13 protein-coding genes are annotated in these 19,347 nt (G+C 58.2%); 12 read left to right on the top strand and 1 reads right to left on the bottom strand.

Going from position 1 to position 19,347, the window contains the following annotated elements; genetic code table 11:
* The first annotated feature begins 164 nt into the window (after positions 1–164).
* Both ACFO3S_RS14765 and ACFO3S_RS14760 read left to right on the top strand, forming a co-directional pair.
* Positions 165–1,145, top strand: a complete 981-nt coding sequence (locus ACFO3S_RS14765; protein WP_378097444.1) for an SDR family NAD(P)-dependent oxidoreductase — start codon at positions 165–167, stop codon at positions 1,143–1,145.
* Positions 1,146–1,312: 167 nt separating this feature from the next.
* The gene (locus ACFO3S_RS14760; RefSeq protein WP_378097441.1) at positions 1,313–2,191 is read left to right on the top strand and encodes a Rossmann-fold NAD(P)-binding domain-containing protein; all 879 of its coding nucleotides are present in this window, start codon (positions 1,313–1,315) and stop codon (positions 2,189–2,191) included.
* Between the two features lie 214 nt (positions 2,192–2,405).
* Here ACFO3S_RS14760 and ACFO3S_RS14755 read toward each other — a convergent pair whose 3' ends face one another.
* On the bottom strand, positions 2,406–3,257 hold the full coding sequence (locus ACFO3S_RS14755) for a helix-turn-helix transcriptional regulator (protein WP_378097438.1): 852 nt from the start codon (positions 3,255–3,257) through the stop codon (positions 2,406–2,408).
* Positions 3,258–3,420: 163 nt separating this feature from the next.
* Here ACFO3S_RS14755 and ACFO3S_RS14750 point away from each other — a divergent pair, with 163 nt between their 5' ends.
* The 10 genes from ACFO3S_RS14750 to ACFO3S_RS14705 all read left to right on the top strand — a co-directional run bounded on the left by ACFO3S_RS14750 (position 3,421) and on the right by ACFO3S_RS14705 (position 19,334).
* Positions 3,421–4,446 (top strand): hypothetical protein, encoded by a 1,026-nt coding sequence (locus tag ACFO3S_RS14750; RefSeq protein ID WP_378097436.1) that lies wholly within the window; start codon positions 3,421–3,423, stop codon positions 4,444–4,446.
* Positions 4,447–4,518: 72 nt separating this feature from the next.
* On the top strand, positions 4,519–5,322 hold the full coding sequence (locus ACFO3S_RS14745; protein ID WP_378097433.1) for a hypothetical protein: 804 nt from the start codon (positions 4,519–4,521) through the stop codon (positions 5,320–5,322).
* A gap of 192 nt (positions 5,323–5,514) precedes the next feature.
* Positions 5,515–9,000: a hypothetical protein gene (locus tag ACFO3S_RS14740; protein ID WP_378097430.1), complete on the top strand. Its 3,486-nt coding sequence runs from the start codon at positions 5,515–5,517 to the stop codon at positions 8,998–9,000.
* Between the two features lie 18 nt (positions 9,001–9,018).
* Entirely contained in the window at positions 9,019–10,626 is a 1,608-nt protein-coding gene (locus ACFO3S_RS14735; protein ID WP_378097427.1) for a response regulator, read from the top strand.
* A gap of 28 nt (positions 10,627–10,654) precedes the next feature.
* Positions 10,655–12,433 carry a sensor histidine kinase gene (locus tag ACFO3S_RS14730; RefSeq protein ID WP_378097424.1) on the top strand — a complete coding sequence of 593 codons (1,779 nt, stop codon included), beginning with the start codon at positions 10,655–10,657 and terminating at the stop codon, positions 12,431–12,433.
* A 123-nt stretch (positions 12,434–12,556) separates the two neighbouring features.
* Complete coding sequence (locus ACFO3S_RS14725) at positions 12,557–14,242, top strand: extracellular solute-binding protein (RefSeq protein WP_378097421.1); 1,686 nt, start codon at positions 12,557–12,559, stop codon at positions 14,240–14,242.
* 107 nt (positions 14,243–14,349) lie between these two features.
* Positions 14,350–15,207 carry an ABC transporter permease gene (locus tag ACFO3S_RS14720; RefSeq protein ID WP_378097790.1) on the top strand — a complete coding sequence of 286 codons (858 nt, stop codon included), beginning with the start codon at positions 14,350–14,352 and terminating at the stop codon, positions 15,205–15,207.
* Positions 15,208–15,224: 17 nt separating this feature from the next.
* Positions 15,225–16,112 (top strand): carbohydrate ABC transporter permease, encoded by an 888-nt coding sequence (locus tag ACFO3S_RS14715; protein ID WP_378097418.1) that lies wholly within the window; start codon positions 15,225–15,227, stop codon positions 16,110–16,112.
* Positions 16,113–16,169: 57 nt separating this feature from the next.
* Positions 16,170–17,309 carry a glycosyltransferase WbsX family protein gene (locus ACFO3S_RS14710; RefSeq protein WP_378097415.1) on the top strand — a complete coding sequence of 380 codons (1,140 nt, stop codon included), beginning with the start codon at positions 16,170–16,172 and terminating at the stop codon, positions 17,307–17,309.
* A 141-nt stretch (positions 17,310–17,450) separates the two neighbouring features.
* Positions 17,451–19,334 (top strand): hypothetical protein, encoded by a 1,884-nt coding sequence (locus ACFO3S_RS14705; RefSeq protein ID WP_378097412.1) that lies wholly within the window; start codon positions 17,451–17,453, stop codon positions 19,332–19,334.
* The last annotated feature ends 13 nt before the right edge of the window (positions 19,335–19,347 follow it).

Below are 19,347 nucleotides of genomic sequence, written 5' to 3'. Positions count from 1 at the left end.
TTTAGCCCCTACAGGAATGTTTTTTTGGGGGGGGGGGGGAGGGATCCCTTCTCAATGCGTAGTGAGTGATTGATCACTAGTTATTGACTGATCACTCACTGAGGTGTTATAGTGAATTCAGAGTTAGTAATTGATCAATCACAAATCAGATTGGAGCGATTGGGATGCAAAACGCGATAGTCGTCGGCGCGACCGGGGGAACGGGAGCGGCGATTACGGAAGAGCTGGTCAAGCGGGGAATTCGGACGGTGGCCTTCGGAAGATCCGCCAAGAAGCTGGAGCAGCTTCGCGCAAATCTGAAGCGCCCCGACTGCCTGACGGTCGCGGAAGGCGATGCGTTCCGTCCGGAGGAGATTGCCGCAGCGGCTGAAGGCGCCGACGTACTGTTCCATTGCGCGAACGTGCCGTATCACGAGATGGTGAGCAGGCTGATTCCGCTGGGAGAATCGGTCATGGAAGCCGCAGACCGGCTGAGCTTGAAGGTCGTCGCGATCGACGGAATCTATCCGTATGGAAGAAGACGAATGGCCCGCGCGACAGAGGAGCATCCGAAACAGCCTCATACGAGGAAGGGCCAGATCCGGCTCGCCTACGAGAAAATGCTGTTCGGCGACCGGTGGAGCCGGGCGCGGGTCATGATCGTTCGCTTGCCGGACTACTACGGGCCTACCGCGAACGAGGCGTCTTATCTGGGCTCCACGCTCGAAGCGATCGCGGCTGGCAGGACGGCGTTTTTCATCGGCAACATGCGCGTTCCCCGGGAGTTCGTATATTTGCCGGACGCGGCGTTTATGATCGCGGAGCTGGCGTCGAGGGACGATGCCTACGGGGAGAATTGGCATATTCCGGGAGCAGGTCTAATTTCAGGCCGAGAGATCGTGCGCATCGCCCGTCAAGCCAGCGGAAGCGCCAAGCCGGTCGTCCCGCTCGGCAAAGTCGGTCTGTCCTTGCTCGGAATGGGCCTGCCGGTCATGAAGGAAGTCGTCGAGATGCTTTACTTAACGGAAGAGCCGCTTGTCTTAAGCGGGGACAAATACGCGCGGCAGATTGGTCCTGCACCGGCGACTTCCTTCGAAGAGGGGATCGCGATTACGGTTAGAGCGCTGCAGCATCGGAACGACAGAATCATGCAGAATTGTAATTGATCAATCACTAATAAAAACGGCTTGTTACTAATCAATCCCTAACTAAGCGTCGATGGGGATGAGCCTGATGCTCAACTGCGAAGGAATCACGACTTCATACCGGGTAGGAACCAAGTCGGGCAACTTGCCCGATCTCTAAAAAACCAATACGACGGGAGCGAATAAAGGTGAAAAAAGCAATGGTGTTAAGAGCGGGCAAGGGCATGGGCAGAGCGTTGACCGGGAGCTTGATCGAAGCCGGCGCCGAGGTCGTCGCCTTCTCCGGGTCACGCCGCAGATTAACGGCGCTTGAGGAAGCGTACTCCGGAACTTCGCGGCTGCGGACGGCGCTTGGGGACGGGAGGAACCCGCAATCGCTGCTGACCGCGGCGGCGGGAGTCGACGCAATCTTCATCGGCGTCTATTTAACGTACGACGAGCATCCCGATCGAGTGCGGGAACGGCTCGAAGCCGTCCATCGGGTATCCGAACGGACGGGAGCCAAGGTCGTGCTGCTCGAAGGAATCTATCGTCCCGATGGCGAGAACGAGGATTTGCTGTCCGGCAAGAGGCATCTTCGGCTGCTTTGCCCGGAGCTGTACGGGCCGAACGTATCGAATACGATCGTTCATTATACGCTGAAAAGAATCGCGCAAGGCAAAACGGCCAAGTACGTCGGCCCCCCTTCCGTCAAACGCGAATACCTGTACGCGGACGACGCCGCCCGTGACGCGGCGGAGCTGGCCATGCGGGAAAGCGCGGACGCAGCCGCTTGGCGGCTTCGCGGCGGTCCGGCGATCAGCGCTTCGGAGTTGATCGGCATCGCCGGCTCGGCCGTTCATGCAGTACCGAGCGCGGAGCGGATCGGCGGATGGAAGCTGAAGCTGCTGGAATGGCGTGAGCCGAGAGCGAAGGACATTCTGAATCGCTACAGGCAAGGCGATTCTGCCTTCGCCGCTTCCTTGCCGGAATACGGGAGCGAGAGGACCCCGTACGAGTCGGGCATCGCCGCAACGTTGGCGCGCATCTCGGAGAAGCTTGGAAGCAAGACGAGCATCCGCCCGTAGAATGCGCAAGAGTGGTTCAGGCGGCCGTGTGCTTCTCTAATTTGGAAATGAAAAATACAATAATCGTGAAGTCTAGAACGGATGTGCCAAGTCGACAATTTGCAGAAGTTACGAAGACTTCTCGCGATTTTCTGATGAAGCACAGATGGCTGGAACCTTAAAGGAAGCTGGTTATGAGGCCGAACGGCGACCGTTAATCGTTCCTGCATCGGCCTTATTTTTTGGTCGTTTTACGGAACTCGCTGGGCGTAAGCCCCGTCACCCTCTTAAATGCCATGCTGAAGTAGTTCGCGTTCTCGTATCCGATCCGGCCGGCGATTTCCTGTACGGTCAGAGACGTGGTCAGCAGCAGCGTCTTGGCCTCCCCGATTCTTCTTTGGATCAAATAATTGATCGGGGAGTTGCCGGTCTCTTCTTTGAAAACGTGGGATAAATAGTGGGGGCTGAGATAGAGCCGGCTCGCGATTTCGGATAAGGGCAGATCGCGCGTATAGTTCAGGTCGATGAAGGCTTTGGCCTTCGCTCCGATCGTAAGCGACGAGCTGCCGACGCTTGAGGAGCCGTGGTCGTCCGCGATTCTTAGAATCAGGATCAGAATGCAGTTAAGCATATGCTGGCAGATCATTTCGTGTCCCCACGTCTGGGCCCGGAGCTCGTTCAGCAGCACGGAGAAGCATTGTTCGATTTGAGGCCCGCAGCTTTCGGACCGGATAACGGGCTCCGCCTGTTCGGGCAGCAGCCATCCCGGTTTCGCGCCGGCGAGATTTAGCCCGCTCACGGCGCAGAAATAAGTGCGCAGCGGCCGCGCCGGATCGGACGCCTCCTCGTGCAGCACGCCCGGGTGATAGATCAGGAGATCCCCCTTGCGCGCACGGTACGACCGGTCGTTGATCCGAAAATCCCCTTCGCCGTCGCTGATGTAGACGATTTCGGTGAAGTGGTCGTGTTTGTGGCTTTCGAACGCCCAGTCCGGCTCGTCGCCGATTTGTCCGGCATACACGAGAAGCGGCTGCGCATCGTCGGCGAAGAGGGGGTACTCCCGGTGCTCGAACGGAATCTGAAACATCTCGGAACCTCCCGGCTCGCATCGCTTGTTTTGTACACAGTATACCTGCCGTTAAGCAAAATCGACAAGAAAGCTGAGACGAATCGCAAAATATGGAATTCCCCCATGCGGCATGACGGTGTAGATTGGACGAAGAGGGACGGATATTGAAGGAGCGAGGCCGATGTGGAAAAAGAACGACGACGGCGCGATTCATGCGTTAGGCAACGGACGGTTTCTCGTCTACGGGCGCGGGAACGACATCGCCGAGGTTTACGGGCCTCCGTATAGCTCGCCGTCGATGCTGCGCGGAAAATGGACGCTTGCCGACGGCGCGGAGCCTGGCTACGAATCGCGCCGGGACAGAGGCACGAACCGCTGGCGGCATAAATATCGGAACGAAGCGGGCCGTGAAGTCGCCTTGGCCGAAGCTTTCGTCGCAAGCGAGCTGCCGGCCTATCTATGCCGGCTGCATGCCGACGAGCCTTTGCGTCTCGAGCTGGCGCTCGGGGAAGATTACGAAGGCTATCCGGGCAGCGAGGACTTGGCTTCCGCAGAGGCGGCCGTCCAGTCGATTCTCGTGAAGGCGCCCGACACGGCCCGCATCTACCGTTATCCGATGGGCGAGGAGACGTTTCTTGCCGCAGTCTTCTGGGGACAGGAAGCTCGGATCGAGTTCGAATCGGGTTCGGGGAAGGTCGCCATCGCGGTGCCCGCGGGAGAATCGTATTTTGCGCTGGTCGGAGGCCCCTCCTATCCGGAAGCCGAGGGGCATGCCCGCGCAATGCTGGAGTTCGGCTACGAGCGGCTGAAAGCGGAAGCCGAGGAAGCGGATCGCCGGTTCTCCTCGCGCATCGCTCCGCTAGAATACGGCGAGCGCATCGGGGAAGGAATGAGGAAGCGCGTCGACGAGCTGTCCGAGAGCGTCGCTTTCCTGATTGCCGCGCAGCAGTCGCGGGACGGCGGCATCATGGCCGGCCACAACTACGCGCTGGCCTACGTGCGGGATCAATACGGCGCGTCGAGGGGCCTGCTCTCCCTCGGCCTGTACGAGGAAGCCGGAAGAAATCTGGCTTTCCGCTACGGGAAATGGACAAGGCTTGGCGGGATTCGCAACGCGGAGAGCATGGGGCACGATCGCGCCCGCCATGTTCACGAGAACGACGACGTAGAGATCACCGCCTATATGATCTTGCAGGCTTTCGATTAAGGGGAGGCGACGGGAGACTGGGATTACGTCGCGTCGCTGTTCCCGATGCTCGACGACTGCTGGCACGTCCAATTGCCTCATTTGCACGACGGCATGCTGCCCTTTAACGGAGACGAGACCTACGTCGCGGGAGGCTTCCTGCCCCGCACGTCCCTGAACGACGGCTCTATGGAGGCGACGCTGCTGTTTCTGGAAGCCGGCAGAAGGCTGCTGCCGTTCGCGGTCGGCCGCGGCTTATGGAACGAAGAGCGCGCCGCGGCTTGCGAGAACGTGCTGGAGCGAACGGAGGAGGTCTTCCGAACGCGCTTCCGGAAGGACGGACGCTTCTACGCCAATGCGCCCGAAAGGGCGGCGACGGCGAAGCTGCCGGCTTACCGTCACGGCGTCTGCGAAAGCTGTCACCCGCGCGGCATTCATGTGTTGAAATGGACGCGAAGAACGGCCGCGGGCCGTTACGTCTGCCCGGCCTGCCTGGTGAACGAACCGCCGCTCGGGGCAGTCGAGCCCCAAACGATCGCGGTTCAATCCGCGGGACTGCTGCCCTCCTTCGTGCATGCCGGGGTGCTGACGGAAGAGGAGAAGGCGGAGGAGCTTCGCAGAGCTTACGATCTATTCCGGCGGCACGGCTATTTGCCTACCGTTCCGGGGTCTTCCTATTTCGTCGGATATGACGAAAGCTTGCTGCTGTACGGGCTGACCCGTATGCGGCATCCCGGCGCCGAAGCGGTTCTGGCGCACGTCGTGAGCATCGCCGATTCGACGGATGCATGGGTGGAATATTACGACGCGGGTCGCCCCTTCAATACAAGGTGCAGACCGTGGGAAAGCGGCATGAACATCGCGGCCGTACGCTACTGCGTCGCATATCGGACGTAGCGGGCCGCGGCGAATTCGAAGCAGGAAGTAGAGATCGGAACAGAAAGTAGAAGTTTTAGCCTGTCTCGTGCCGAGAAGCCAAGCTACAATGGAGGAAGGAAACCGGAAGACGCGTCAATCGATATGTAAGCGCATTCCGGATGCGGGCGGACGGCGAGGCCGGTTCGCACGAACGATCAGGGGGGAAGCTGAATGGTTATAAGAAAACGGATTGCGTTCGTCCTAGCGTTGGCGCTTCTGCTCGGAACATGGGCGGCTGCCGGGGGCGCGCCGTCAGCCTCTGCCGCGTCGGCGCCGGTTCGGCATTACGATGGCATCCACTACGCTGCGGAAACGATCGGGGCAGGAGACGAAGCGGCCCAGAAGTTCGCGGCGAGCGGCCCGTTCTACAGCGTCGCCGTGCGGGCGCCGAGCTACGGGGACAACGTCGGAAGCTTGACGATGAAGCTGTATGCCTGGAACTCGGATTACGCGACGACAGTCGCGGCCGCTCCGGTCGCGAGCCGGACTTTCGTCGACTACGAAGATAACGAGTGGCTGCGTCTGAGCTTTCCCGAGCAGCCGGCCGGCCAATACGTCTGGACGCTGTCCGAAGCGATCGGCTGGGTCGGCGTCTGGAAGCTGACGGACAGCGCAAATCCGGCTGAGGCGTTCTGGAACGGGACTCCGACATCCGGCGATTATGAAGGCCGGATTTATTACGCGGACGGGGACCCGTATCTGTACGACGGGAACGCCTACCAGGACGTGACGATCGGCGCGTTCGATACGGCGGGTTCGCGCTTTACGGCTTACGACCAGTTTTACAGCCTGGCGGTTCGAGCGCCGAGCTACTCGGACAACGACGGCAGCTTGACGCTGAAGCTGTATGCCTGGAATACCGACTACACAACCTCGGTCGGAGGAACGCCGCTCGTCAGCAAAACATTTACGGATTTCGCGGACAACGCTTGGCTTCGCATTCAATTTTCGGAGAAGCCCGCCGGCCAATACGTCTGGACGCTATCCGACGCTTCGGGCTGGGTTGGCGTCTGGAAGCTGACGGACAGCGGTTATCCGGCGACGGCGTACTTTAACGGGAACGAGACGTCAGGAGACTACCAGGCTCGCCTGTACTACGGAGAATACGGCACGGAGCCGCAGGAGATGTACAGCCACGTCGATACGACGATCCGCGACTTGCCGATCTCGGGAGCGGGCTCCGCCGGAGAGAGATTCCAGGCGGTGTGGCCGTTTACGAGAATTGAGACGAATACGCCGAGCTACGGCGACGATCAAGGCAGTCTGACGCTTTCCCTTCATGCCTGGAACACGGACTACGCGACGACGGTTGCGGGCGCTCCGATCGCCCGGAAGACGTTCGTCGACTTTACGGACAATGCCTGGCTCGCTCTGGACGTTCCCGAGCAGCCCGCCGGCGATTACTTGTGGGTGCTGAGCGAAGGAACGAACGGGGTCGGCGTCTGGCAGACGTCGGGCAACAACTTTTTCCCCGGCACGCCCTACATCGACGGAGCGGTCGCTTCCGCCTACGGCGACTTCAAGGCGCGGATTACGTATACGCCGGGCAAGGTGCTGCCCGACCTTCCGGTGTTCTCGTCGTCCGACGCGGCGACCTCGGAGACGGTGAACCGGATGTTCAAAACGCTGTACACGCTGAAGTTCGGCCCGAGCCCCGTCGACGGCAATCCGCAGACGAATTGGATGCAGTGGGACGCGATGACGACGGCCTGGATGAATACCGGACTTAACAAGGGGAAATACGGAGCCGATTACAACGAGGTGCTTCGGGAGCATCTGCTCAACGACGTGCGAATGACGGACGACGGCTACGTCTACGTCCTGAACCCGACCAACTGGTGGAGCGAGGGGACGAGCCTCGTCGGCTGGCCGTTCCCGTCGACGTCAAGTCCCGACGATCCCGCTGTGCGCAAGTATGCGTTCGGGACAAGCGTCTCGGGATGGACGACGAACGTTGCCTCCCATGCGATTTCCGGCGGCCGATGGGTGCTGCAGACGTCGGGCGCCGATCCTTTCGTCGTGTCGCCCGTGCAGAACACCCCGGCTTCCCGTATGCCGTATCTTTACTTGCAGATGAGCAGCACGAACGCCGATCCGTCAGGCAAAATTTATTTTACGACGGACGCCGATCCGACCTGGAACGAAGCGAAAAGCGTCGCCTTTACCGTCGATACGACGGGAGCGAGCAGGGGCTACCAAATTCCGATGTACAAAAATCCGCACTGGACCGGCACGATCAAGCAGTACCGGATCGATCCGGCGGACAGCGGGCAGCCTGGCGGCCTGGTCCAGCTGGAGAGGGTGGCGGGAGAATACGATACCCGGCACGTTCAGACGAACACCGCTTTCGTGCTGGGAAGCGCGGAGCTGTTCCTGTGGAATCCGAGCGATGTCGCGTTCCTGCAAGGCAACATCGACCGCATGCGAGCCGCCCTGCGGTTTCTGCGGACGGAGTTCGATTCCGGCTCGAATCATTATTTGACGATCCCGTGGGTCGGCCACGAAGGAACGAGCGGCGTGGATATGACCCAGCCGAGCGTCGCCGACCGCTACGTTCACGGGAAGGGCGTAGGTTCGAATTACTGGGACATTTTGCCGATCGGACACAAGGATTTCTATGATACCATTTACTACTATGAAGCGTTGAAAACGATGGCGCAGATCGAGAAGCTGATCGAGGACAATCCCGGCTGGTCGATCGCAAGCGCACCGTACGGCGAAGATTCGGCGTCGTTAAGCGCGAAGGCGGCGGACGTGGCAGCTACGGTGACCGGAAGCACCTCCGCGTTCTGGAACGCGGCGACCGGCAGATACGTGCCGAGCGTCGACGTCAACGGGGAGATGCACGATTACGGGTACACGTTCGTCAATCTCGAGGCGCTGGCCCAAGGATTGGCCGACCCGGCCCGGGCGGCGAGCATTTTCTCGTGGCTGGACGGCGCGCGCACGGTCGCGGGGGATACGTCGACAGGCGCGGACATCTATGCGCCCAAATTCGCGGCCAGAGCTTCGACGAAGCGCAATGGCGAATGGTACAACATCATCTGGGCGCAGTCCGACAGCTATCCGTTCGGCTCGCAGGTCCAGGACGGCGGAGCTATCATGTACGTCAGCTTTTACGATGTAATGGCCCGGTTGAAATACAAGTCCGCCGACGATGCGTGGAGCCGATTTGCGGCGATTCTGGAGCATTACGAGGAAGCGCAGGAGGAGGGCGGCTACCGGTCCTACTATGGCATCCGCGGCATCGGGATGCAGGGTGACGGATCGGCGGGAGGCATCGGCATCGACGCCGAGTTTACCGAATCGGCGCTGGTCCCGCTTGCGTTCCTCTATGGCTTCCTTGGCATCGATACGGATAAGGACGGGCTGTCCGTCGCGCCTCGCCGGCCTTCCGCTCTCGGCTGGATGAAGGTCGAGAAGCTGACATACGACGGGGCGGAAGCGTCCGTATACGCGTCCGCGACCGAGACGGCCATAACGATCGATTCGTCGTCCGGAGCGAAGAAGCTCCAAGTCGGAAGCCTGGCGCCCGGAACTGCGTATCAGGTGAAGCGGGACGGCGCGGCATGGGGCGCGTTCACCGCGGACGCCGACGGATTTATCCGCTTCTCGGCAACGGGAGCGGGATCTCACGTCTATCGGGTGGAGCTGTAACGAAGGAGGAAACGCATCTTGATCAACCTGCTCATCGTCGACGACGAGGCGATTATCCTGGACGGCCTGACGGAGCTTTTTCATACGGCCGGCATTCCGGACTTGGAAGTATACCGCGCCAACTCGGGCATTCAAGCGCTTAAAATCATGGAACGAAGCCGTATCGACATCGTTCTGACCGATATCCGCATGCCCGAGATGACGGGGCTGGAGCTGTTCGACCGGGTTCGCGAGCGTTGGAAGCGATGCAAGGTCGTGTTCCTGACGGGCTACAGCGACTTCGGGTACGTTCAGGAGGTGCTGCGCAAGGGCGGAGCGGACTATGTGCTGAAAATGGAAGGAGACGAGGATATCGTATCGGCCGTCCGCAAGGCGATCGCCGACCTTCACGAGGAGTTGGACGTCGAGCGGTTCGTCGCGGAGGCGAAGTCGAAGATGAAGCAGCTGCAGCCGCTGGCTCAGCGGGAGTACGTCGGCAATCTGCTGCTTGGCGAGCCGTTTGCCCCGGCGGGCCTGAAGGCCCGCTTCGAGGAACTGGACATTCCTTTCTCGGAAGCGGCGCCGGTATATATGCTGTTCGGGAGAGCGGATTCGTGGGAAGGCATCGACCGCCCTTCCGACCGCACGCTGCTGCTCTATGCGCTCCAGAATATCGCGGGGGAGCTTCTCCCCCCCTCCTGCGCCACTCTGTCGCTTTCCCTGGACGGAGCGGCGCTTCTCTGGCTCATTCAGCCTATGGGCGAAGACGGAGTCGACGCCGAGCTGCAGCTTAGCCTCGACCGGATTCAGCAGGCCGCGGTCCGATTTCTGAGCTTGCGCTTCTCCTTTGCCTGCAGCGGCCTGTTCGAATGGGCGGACATCGGCCGGGTGTACGACCGGCTTCGCGATCTGCTGCACCAGGGGGCGGGCATCGGCGAGGAAATCTCCTATCTGGGCAGCGGGGACGGGACCGGGATGGACGAGCGCCGGGCGGAGGAGCTGCGCGCCGAGCTGAAGCGGTTCGTATTTCTGGAGGCGCATCTGGAGAACGGCAAGGCGGACGAGTTCGATCGCGGTCTCGTTCGTCTCCTGAACGCCGCGGACCGCAGCCGGGTGCCGCCGGCGCTGTCTCTCGAAGCGTTTAACCGAATTTCAAGCCTTCTTCTGTCCCACCTTAATCGCAGCGGCCTGCAGGAAATTTCGGAAGATCCGGATCGGCTGCACAGATTGACGAGATACGACGCGTTTCCGTCCTGGGAGGATACGATCGCCTTTTTTCGGGAGACGGCCGCCGAATTGTTCGCCCATCGGAGAAGAAGGCAGGTCGACCGGGGCCTGGAGATCGTCGGCAAGGTCGAGGAGTTCGTCGCCCGGCATCTGGACGAGGATTTGTCGCTGAACCGGCTTGGGCAAGCCGTGTACTTGAATCCCGCTTATTTGTCGCGGTTGTACAAGCAGCTTACGGGGATCGGGCTCTCGGATTACGTAACGGACCGAAGAATCCGGAAAGCCAAGGAGCTGCTGCGCTCCACCGATATGAAAATTCAGGAGATTACCGTCGCCGTCGGGCTGGAATCCCCCTCGTATTTCGCCCGCCTGTTCAAAAGATTGACCGGCAAGTCCCCCCAAGAATACAGAGAAAGCTGACGCACACCACCAGAAAGGGGAAATTCGCTTGCCTCTCGGCTCCCTCTTCCGCTCCATCTACACGAAAATGGTCGTCACTTTGCTCGTGGCGGTTCTTCCTTTTTATTTGATCGTGCTGCAGATCAATCGCTCCGACGCGACGGGCGTGCGGGACGGCGTCGCCGAGTCCGTGCGCTCGCAGGCGCATTATTATTTGAGCAGCCTCGAGGCCGAGCTGTCGCAGGTCATCAAGTTCCAGCAGCAGCTGTCGGCTTCCACGGAGCTCGATACGCTCTCCAACGCTTCCGAAATTATGACCAACGAAGAGAAGCGGCAAGCTGTGCTGGCGATTCAGCGCCAGCTCATCCAGCTCAAGTCGATGAGCCAATATATTGCCGATACGAGCGCCTACCTGCCCGATCTGGGCACGGTGATTACGGCCAACCAGACGTACCGCGACATCACGGCCTCCGAGCGGGAATCGCTGGAGCGGTTCGTCCGGCCTTCCGCCGCGGCGGTGATCGAGGAGAAGGGGCGTCTTTATATTTGCTATTCCAACTCCTATCTGTTCGGCGTGGCGATTCCGTCCTTCGTGCTGACGATCGAGCTTGACCGGGAGCGCCTGGCGGCGGCCATGGACCGATTCAAGTACAACGGCGTCGGCATCGCCGCGCTGCTTGGCTCCGAGGACGGCTGGCGAATCGCTTCGGACGGAAGCGGGGAGGAGCGCGAGAGCCTGCTGCGGGCGGCGGACGCCGCCGGAGGCGCCGGGCCGACCGGCGTCGAGACGCTGCGCACCGCACAAGGCGACTACCTTCATTACAGCGAACGCTCGGCGTTTCTGGGCGCGACGTTCGCCGTGCTCGTTCCGGAGAAGGAGGTGCTGGGCAAGCTCAAGGCGAACCGCGACCGCATCCGCTACGTCTCCCTCGTCTCCCTTCTGATTATCGCCGTCGTATCCTACGTCGTTTACCGGCTTGTCCATCATCCTCTGCGCAAATTGATCGTCGCTTTCCGCCAGGTGGGCAACGGCAACTTCGCCGTCTCGATCGAGCGAAGCAGCAAGGACGAATTCGCTTATTTGTACCGCCATTTCAACCAGACGATCCGCAAGCTGCAGGAGCTCGTATACGAGGTGTACGAGCAGAAATACCGGACCCAGACCGCAGAGCTGAAGCAGCTGCAATCCCAGATCAACCCGCACTTTCTTTACAACAGCTTTTTTACGATCTACCGGATGGCGAAATTCGGGGAGAACGACAACGTCGCTCAGTTCTCGAAGTATTTGGGCGAATATTACCGCTTCATTACGCGCGACGGCGCCGAGGAGGTAACCGTGCGGGACGAGTTCGTTCATGCGCGGACGTATACGGACATCCAATTATTCCGGTTCCACGACCGGATTTCCGTGCGTTTCGCGGACGTGCCGGAGGAGCTGGCGCGGATGTCCGTTCCGAGGCTGACTCTTCAACCGGTCATCGAGAACGCGTTCGTGCACGCTTTGGAAAAACGGGCCGAAGGCGGGCTGCTGGAAGTCGCGTTCTTCCTGTCGGAGGAGGAGGCGGTTATCGCGGTCGAGGACAACGGAACGGGGCTCGGCGACGCCGCTCTGGAGGCGCTGCGGCGCAAGCTGCAGACGGCCGGTCAGAGCGGGGAAACGACGGGCCTCGGCAACGTGCACCGCCGCTTGCGGCTTCGCTTCGGAGAGAAAGCCGGGCTGAGGCTCTCGCGCGGGGCACTCGGAGGCCTGAGGGTGGAGGTTGTGTTCCCTCCGCCAAAGCCGGCAAACCCTCCCTTTCGGAAAGCAACGGACTCCTGCGATCGCTAGTTCAACCTATATAGTAGAGATCGGAACAGAAAGTAGAAAGATTGCGATTTAACGGCGTCCGCCGCGATTCTACAATAGAAACAGATGATCATCTAGACTATAACGCAATCAAGGGGGACGCACATGAAACGCAAAATGGGATACGGCCTGATCGCCGTCATGCTGCTGCTGAGCGCATGCAGCTCCAACGGCAGCGGAGGAGAGGCGACGGGAAGCGCGGCGCCGTCCGGCTCCGAAGCTCCGGCTCCAAGCGGGTCCGGGGCATCGGCCGCGACGGGAGAGGCGCAGGATCCGCTGGGCAAATACGAAACGCCGATCGAGGTGACGACGGCCCGGAGCCTCGGGAGCACCGTAACGTTCGCCGAAGGCGAGTCGCTGGACAACAACGTATGGTATCGGGGCTATCAAGAAGATCTCGGCATCGTGTTGAAAAACGAATGGACCGTTCCGGAAGGCCAGTACGGACAGAAAATGAACGTCTCCATCGCTTCAGGCAACATTCCCGACATCGTGGCGGTCGATCTGACCCAGCTTCAGAAGCTGATCGAGTCGGACATGATCATGGATCTGACCGACGTCTTCGAGCAATACGCGTCCGAGCTGACGAAGACGACGCTCTCGATGGACGGCGGCGTAGGCTGGACGGCGGCGACGTTCGGCGGCAAGAAGATGGCGCTGCCTTCGACGGCTTCGGTCATCGACGGCACCCAGATGATCTGGATTCGCGAGGATTGGCTGAAGAAGGTCGGCATGGATGCGCCGAAGACGATCGACGACGTATGGAGCATCGCCGAGGCGTTCGTCAAGCAAAAACCGGGAGGCCAGGCGAAAACGTACGGGCTCGGACTCGGAAAGGACATTTATTCCGGTTACGGCGGCATCGGCGGGTTGGCGTACGGCTTCAAGGCTTATCCGAAGGCATGGGTGGCGGGAGCGGACGGCAAGCTGGCTTACGGCTCCGTCCAGCCGGAGATGAAGGCGGCGCTCGCTAAGCTGCAGGAGATGTTCAAGGCCGGGCTGATCGATCCCGAGTTCGGCGTCTACGATGCCAACAAGGTGAACGAGCTGATCACCTCCGGACAGATCGGCATGTTCTACGGACAGCACTGGAACGCGTTCTGGCCGCTGCCGGACAGCTTCAAGAACGACCCGGAGGCGAACTGGATGCCTTACCCGATCGTCTCCGCCGATGGCTCGCCGGCCAGCTCGCTCGCGGGCAACGGCGCCGTCTTCTTCTATGCGGTGAAGAAAGGGGCCAAAAACCCCGAAGCGCTCGTCAAGCTGATGAACTACAGTCTGGAAAAGCAGTACGGTCCGAACGGACGCGACAAGCGGTTTTTCAATAACGAGGACACGAATATGAACTTGTACGCTTACGCCGCGGTTACCGCTCAGGACCCGCTGCAGAACATCAACATCTACCGCGGAGTCAAGCAGGCGATGGAAACCAAGAGCGATGCCGGCCTGTCGTTCGACGCCAAGGACAACTACGAAAGCATTAACAAGTATTTGGCCGGGGACGAAGCGTTCTGGGGCAGCTACAAATGGGCGGGCCCGGAAGGGGCGCTCAGCGTGGAGGACGGATACGACAACGACGGGCTGGTCACGTTGAACGGCTTCCTTGGAGCGCCGACGGAGACGATGCTGAAGAAGGGGTCTACGCTCGATACGCTGGAGCTGGAGACGTTCACGAAGATCATCTTGAACGCCGCTCCGATCGATTCGTTCGATACGTTCGTCGCCAATTGGAACAAGCTCGGCGGGGAAGAGATGACCAACGAAGTGAACGAGTGGGCGGCGTCCAAATAAGCCGAAGGGAGGGGGCGATCCCCTCCTCTTTCTTTCCCTCGCGACGATAGGAGGTACGGAATTTGAAAATCCGCGAAAAGCAAGGCGGCGAAGCTTCGCTGCACCTGATGCTGCTGCCCGGCGTCCTGTTCGTGCTCGCGTTCTGCTATTATCCGATGATGGGCATCGCGATCGCTTTCGAGCATTTTATCCCGACCAAGGGCTTCTTCCGTTCGGAATGGGTCGGTCTGGAGCATTTCCGCTATTTATTTCAACTGCCGAACTTCGGGCCGGTTCTGCGCAACACCGTCTGGATTGCGACGATGAAGATCGTCCTCGGGCTGGTCGTGCCGATTCTCTTCGCTTTGCTTCTGAACGAAGTGCGCCGGACGGCGTTTAAGCGCTCGGTCCAAACGATGGTCTATTTGCCCCATTTTCTCTCCTGGGTCATTCTGGGCGGCGTGCTGATCGACATATTGTCGCCGTCTTCGGGCATCGTCAACTCCTTTCTCGGGTATTTCGGCATCGAACCGATCTTTTTCCTGGGGGACGAGAGATGGTTCCCTTACGTGCTGGTCGTCTCCGACGTCTGGAAGGAGTTCGGCTTCTCGACGATCGTGTTTCTCGCCGCCATCACCTCGATCAATCCGACCTTGTACGAGGCCGCGGTCATGGACGGGGCGGGCCGGATCAAGCAGACGATCCACGTCACCCTGCCCGGGATGATGCCGATCATCGTGCTGATGCTGACGCTCAGCCTCGGCAACGTTCTGAACGCGGGCTTCGACCAGGTGTTCAACTTGTATAGTCCTCAAGTGTACAGCACGGGGGACATTATCGACACGCTCGTCTATCGGATCGGGCTGGTCGACGCGCAATACAGCCTGGCGACAGCGGTCGGCCTGTTCAAGTCGGTCATTTCGTTGATCCTGATCGCGATTTCCTACACGCTCGCCTATCGGTTGGCGAACTACCGAATTTTCTAAACGAAGAAGGGATACGGATGATCTACAAAAACACATTCGGAAGACGAGCGTTCGATTGGGCGAACTGCGTCTTCCTCGGCGGAGCCGCGCTGCTGTGCCTGCTGCCGCTCATCCACGTGCTCGCGGTCTCGTTCAGCGCCAGCTCCGCGGCCACGGCCGGCTTCGTGAAGCTGTGGCCGGTCGATTTTACGCTGGCCTCGTACCGGTACGCCTTGAACAAGCCGCAGTTCATCGACAGCTTCCTCGTCTCGCTGCAGAGGGTCGCGCTGGGGGCGCTCATCAACATGACGCTGACGGTGCTTATCGCTTACCCGCTGTCCAAGGAAAGGCGACAGTTCCGGTGGCGTTCGGTATACGCTTGGTTTTTCGTCGTGACGATTCTGTTCTCCGGCGGTCTGATCCCCGTATTCATGGTCGTCAAGCAGCTCGGCTTGCTCGACTCGATCTGGGCGCTCGTCCTGCCGGGAGCCGTCCCCGTCTTTAACGTCATTCTGCTGCTTAACTTCATGCGCTCGCAGCCGAAGGAGCTGTACGAGGCGGCCTTCGTGGACGGAGCCGGGCATTGGTCGGTGCTGTGGCGCATCGCCGTTCCGCTGGCGAAGCCCGCGCTGGCGACGCTGCTGCTGTTCATCTGCGTCGGCCACTGGAATTCCTGGTTCGACGGACTGATCTATATGAACAAGCCGGAGCATTTTCCGCTGCAGACGTATTTGCAGTCGGTCGTCATTAACCGCGATCCGAGCCTGATGACGACGACCGAGGAGCTGAAGACGCTGTCGCAAATTTCCGACCAGACGACGAAGGCGGCCCAGATTTTCCTGGCCGCGCTGCCGATTCTGCTGCTGTATCCGTTTCTTCAGAAGCATTTTATTCAGGGGATTACGCTGGGCAGCGTGAAGGAGTAAGGCTGGACGGTCAAAGGGAAGGACGAGAAATCGTTAATCTAGAAAGGGGAATCCCGAGTGCAAGCGAAAACGGAAGTGGCCGTTTATTATTTTCCGAACTATCATCCCGATGCGCGTAACGACAAGTGGCATGGCCGGGGATGGACCGAATGGGAGCTGGTGAAGCGGGCGGAGCCCCGGTTCGAGGGCCATGCGCAGCCGAAGGTGCCCCTGTGGGGCTACGAGGACGAATCCGATCCGCGGGCGATGGCGCGCAAAATCGACGCCGCGGCGGACCATGGCATCGATTGCTTTATTTTCGACTGGTATTGGTACGAGGACGGTCCGTACTTGCAGCGGGGGCTGGAGGAAGGCTTTCTGCAAGCGGACAACGCGGACCGGCTGAAGTTTTCGATCATGTGGGCGAATCACGACTGGATCGACATTCACCCGCTGACCCGGGCGCTGCAGCCGGCGACGCTCGCTTCCGGCAAGGTGTCAGAGCAGGCGTTCGTCGCGGCGACCGAGCATATGATCGAGCGTTATTTTCGCCATCCGTCCTACTGGAGGGTCGGGGGCGGGCTGTACTTCTCGATTTACGAGCTGATGAACCTTGTCGAAGGTTTGGGCGGCTTGGAAGAGACGAAGCGGATTCTCGGCGAATTCCGCGAGCGCGTGCGCCGTGCCGGCCTGGGCGAGCTGCACCTGAACGCGGTCGTCTGGGGCGTGCAGATTTTGCCGGGCGAGAAGCGCATCGACAATCCGAACGAGCTGCTTGACCTGCTCGGCTTCGATTCGGTCACCTCGTATGTATGGCTTCATCACGTCGGACTTCCGGAGTTTCCGCAATCGGACTACGGGGCTTGGCGCGACGCGGCTGTCGACAAAATGTCGGAGCTGGCGGACGATTTCCGTTTGCCTTATTTTCCGAACGTGACGATGGGCTGGGACACGAGCCCGCGCACGGTGCAGTCGGACAAGTACGAGCCGATCGGATACCAATATATGGCCACGGTCGGGGGCAATACGCCCGCGGAATTCGAAACGGCGCTCAGACGGACCAAGGAGCTGGCGGAAGCGAAAAGCGACGGCTTGAACATCGTCACGATCAACGCCTGGAACGAATGGACGGAGGGCAGCTACCTGGAGCCGGACACGCTGAATGGCTTCGGCTATTTGGAGGCGATCAGAAGAGTCTTTGGATCCTCTAAGGGATAAGACCGCAGTTGTTGCTTACGGTGCCGGTTTCCGTTACTCTCTCTTCATGCCGCAATAGCATTCGTGGTTGGAGGAAATTCCCATGGAACGTCGAATTACATCCGAATGCGTCGAACTATTGCGGATGAAGAGGTTTGTGGAATGCGAAAGCGGACTCGTTCGGATGAGGATTTGAAGTCGATGTCGGAGTATGGGAGCAACTGGTTTTCTCTTATCATGTTGCAGGTTGGTTTTATCGGATTTTTCTGGCTATATCTATTCTTGTTGCGTATTGGCAATCTATCTTTGGTAAACGAATTGCAGTATTTACATCCATTGAAACTGACCGAAGATCCATGGAGATCTTTTGGTATTGCTGTTTTGGTGCTTTACTTTTATGTAGTGATGTCTGCCCTGAATATGCTGCTATTTAAAACGATAGATGTAAGGCCGATCTTGAAACAGTTCAAAATGTTCAAAAGCAGGGATTTGGGGATATGGTTTTTGTCATTTCTCTCTTTTTTAGGATGGGCAAAGCTTTCGGAAGTTTTAGATGAAACGAAAATCGTGTACGCCGTCGTTGCAACGATTATCATGTTGTGTTCTTCCTTCTTCTTTTGCCGATACATCATTAAATTAAAGGGATATTACAAATTTCTAGCGATTCTAATCCTCGCAGGTACATTTATATATTATATAACGATTGAGATTCGTGATAATCGATTAGGATCGGATTTTGACGTCCTCTTTTCTATTTTGAAAAGTCTCGCCTGGGTGCTTTTTGCGCAGTTTGTCATCATCTACGTATTGGTATTATTCAGTATGTTAATCTCCTCTGCAATTAACGAGTATCGGTCAGCGCAATTGGGGAAAGAGAGCCAATTCCGTAAATTAATGATGGAAAGCTTAGGGGATCTTTTCAATAAACAACATAGGCGTCTGAACAGCAACTTGACAGGAAAGCCTTTTTCTCGTCAGATGCTGCAGGATCTGTTCAAAGAGATCTTTAACCTCAAGGGTTTGGCTTTCTATGAGAGATTAACTCTCATCAAAAAGATCGTACAGACGGATGTATCCTTGAAATTTCCTGCTGTTAAAGCCAAATACCTTCAATTTAGGAACAAGCTTAACCTCTACGTCTCGATTGTTTTTTTGCTTAATATCATAGTAATCGTACTATTCGTGCTGCCTTATCTGGATCGGAAAAGCGATGCGTTGCTTATTCTGTTGATTATGATGGCGACCCGATTATTTCAGCGTACGATCGAGATTGGCTGGGCCTTTTATCAAGATATTACCTCGGAAAAGCCGAAGAGCTCAACGCTTACAGGCTCCAATCGTCTGATTCTTGCCGTTAAGAGCATTATTGAAATGATGATCACATCGGCTTTGTTTTATTTCTTGTTTGATTCATTGGGAAAACTGGAAGCGGTCAAAAAGCCGTTTCAAGAAGGGTATGCCGAATACGTATGGATGACGCTGGTGAAAATGGCGGAAACGTCTGTGGGGAGCGTAGCGGTTTCGTTTTTTAACGTATCCTTGCCCCTGGATTCCGACAATCCGTTTACTTTCAGGACGATTATCCATATTGTTCAGGTCGGCATTAGCATCATTCTCATTACGCTATCGATTGCCAACTACTTGAATATGAAGAAAAATGCGTATCAATATTCGGTCATTCGAGAGGAAGACCGCTACGTCGCCTATTACTATCTTCAATTGCCTGGCGAGGAGCCGATTAAACGGGAAATCGCGAGGGGAACCAGTAAAGTGGAACTCAAGGAAAAAGTTAAAGCGATGTGGCAGGAGCAGAAGATCGAAGATGCGGAGTTTGCGAGCGTGATCGCTTGTCTCGACAATGAAAAAAACGAATTAGAAAGCGGCAAGGCCGAGATCGAGAAGCTGCGCGACATGAATTATCAGCAATTGGATGGCTACGTGAGGCAAATGCTGAAAGATCATCCGCACAAGTCGAATAAATCGATAAGGCTAATCGAAGCGAAGGGGGAAACAGACCGACGAAAGCCCGGCTTCGGCAGTCTGTAGACACAAATCGCCG

Source organism: Cohnella hongkongensis (assembly GCF_042654645.1).
Taxonomy (GTDB): Bacteria; Bacillota; Bacilli; order Paenibacillales; family Paenibacillaceae; genus Cohnella; species Cohnella hongkongensis.
This window is presented reverse-complemented; position numbering and strand designations above follow the sequence as displayed.

Bases quoted from the DNA above. Each gene is read 5' to 3' on its own strand.
- ACFO3S_RS14765 (WP_378097444.1), top strand. From the start codon at position 165: ATGCAAAACGCGATAGTCGTCGGCGCGACCGGGGGAACGGGAGCGGCG.
- ACFO3S_RS14755 (WP_378097438.1), bottom strand. From the start codon at position 3,257: ATGTTTCAGATTCCGTTCGAGCACCGGGAGTACCCCCTCTTCGCCGAC.
- ACFO3S_RS14750 (WP_378097436.1), top strand. From the start codon at position 3,421: ATGTGGAAAAAGAACGACGACGGCGCGATTCATGCGTTAGGCAACGGA.
- ACFO3S_RS14740 (WP_378097430.1), top strand. From the start codon at position 5,515: ATGGTTATAAGAAAACGGATTGCGTTCGTCCTAGCGTTGGCGCTTCTG.
- ACFO3S_RS14725 (WP_378097421.1), top strand. From the start codon at position 12,557: ATGAAACGCAAAATGGGATACGGCCTGATCGCCGTCATGCTGCTGCTG.
- ACFO3S_RS14720 (WP_378097790.1), top strand. From the start codon at position 14,350: ATGCTGCTGCCCGGCGTCCTGTTCGTGCTCGCGTTCTGCTATTATCCG.
- ACFO3S_RS14715 (WP_378097418.1), top strand. From the start codon at position 15,225: ATGATCTACAAAAACACATTCGGAAGACGAGCGTTCGATTGGGCGAAC.
- ACFO3S_RS14705 (WP_378097412.1), top strand. From the start codon at position 17,451: ATGCGAAAGCGGACTCGTTCGGATGAGGATTTGAAGTCGATGTCGGAG.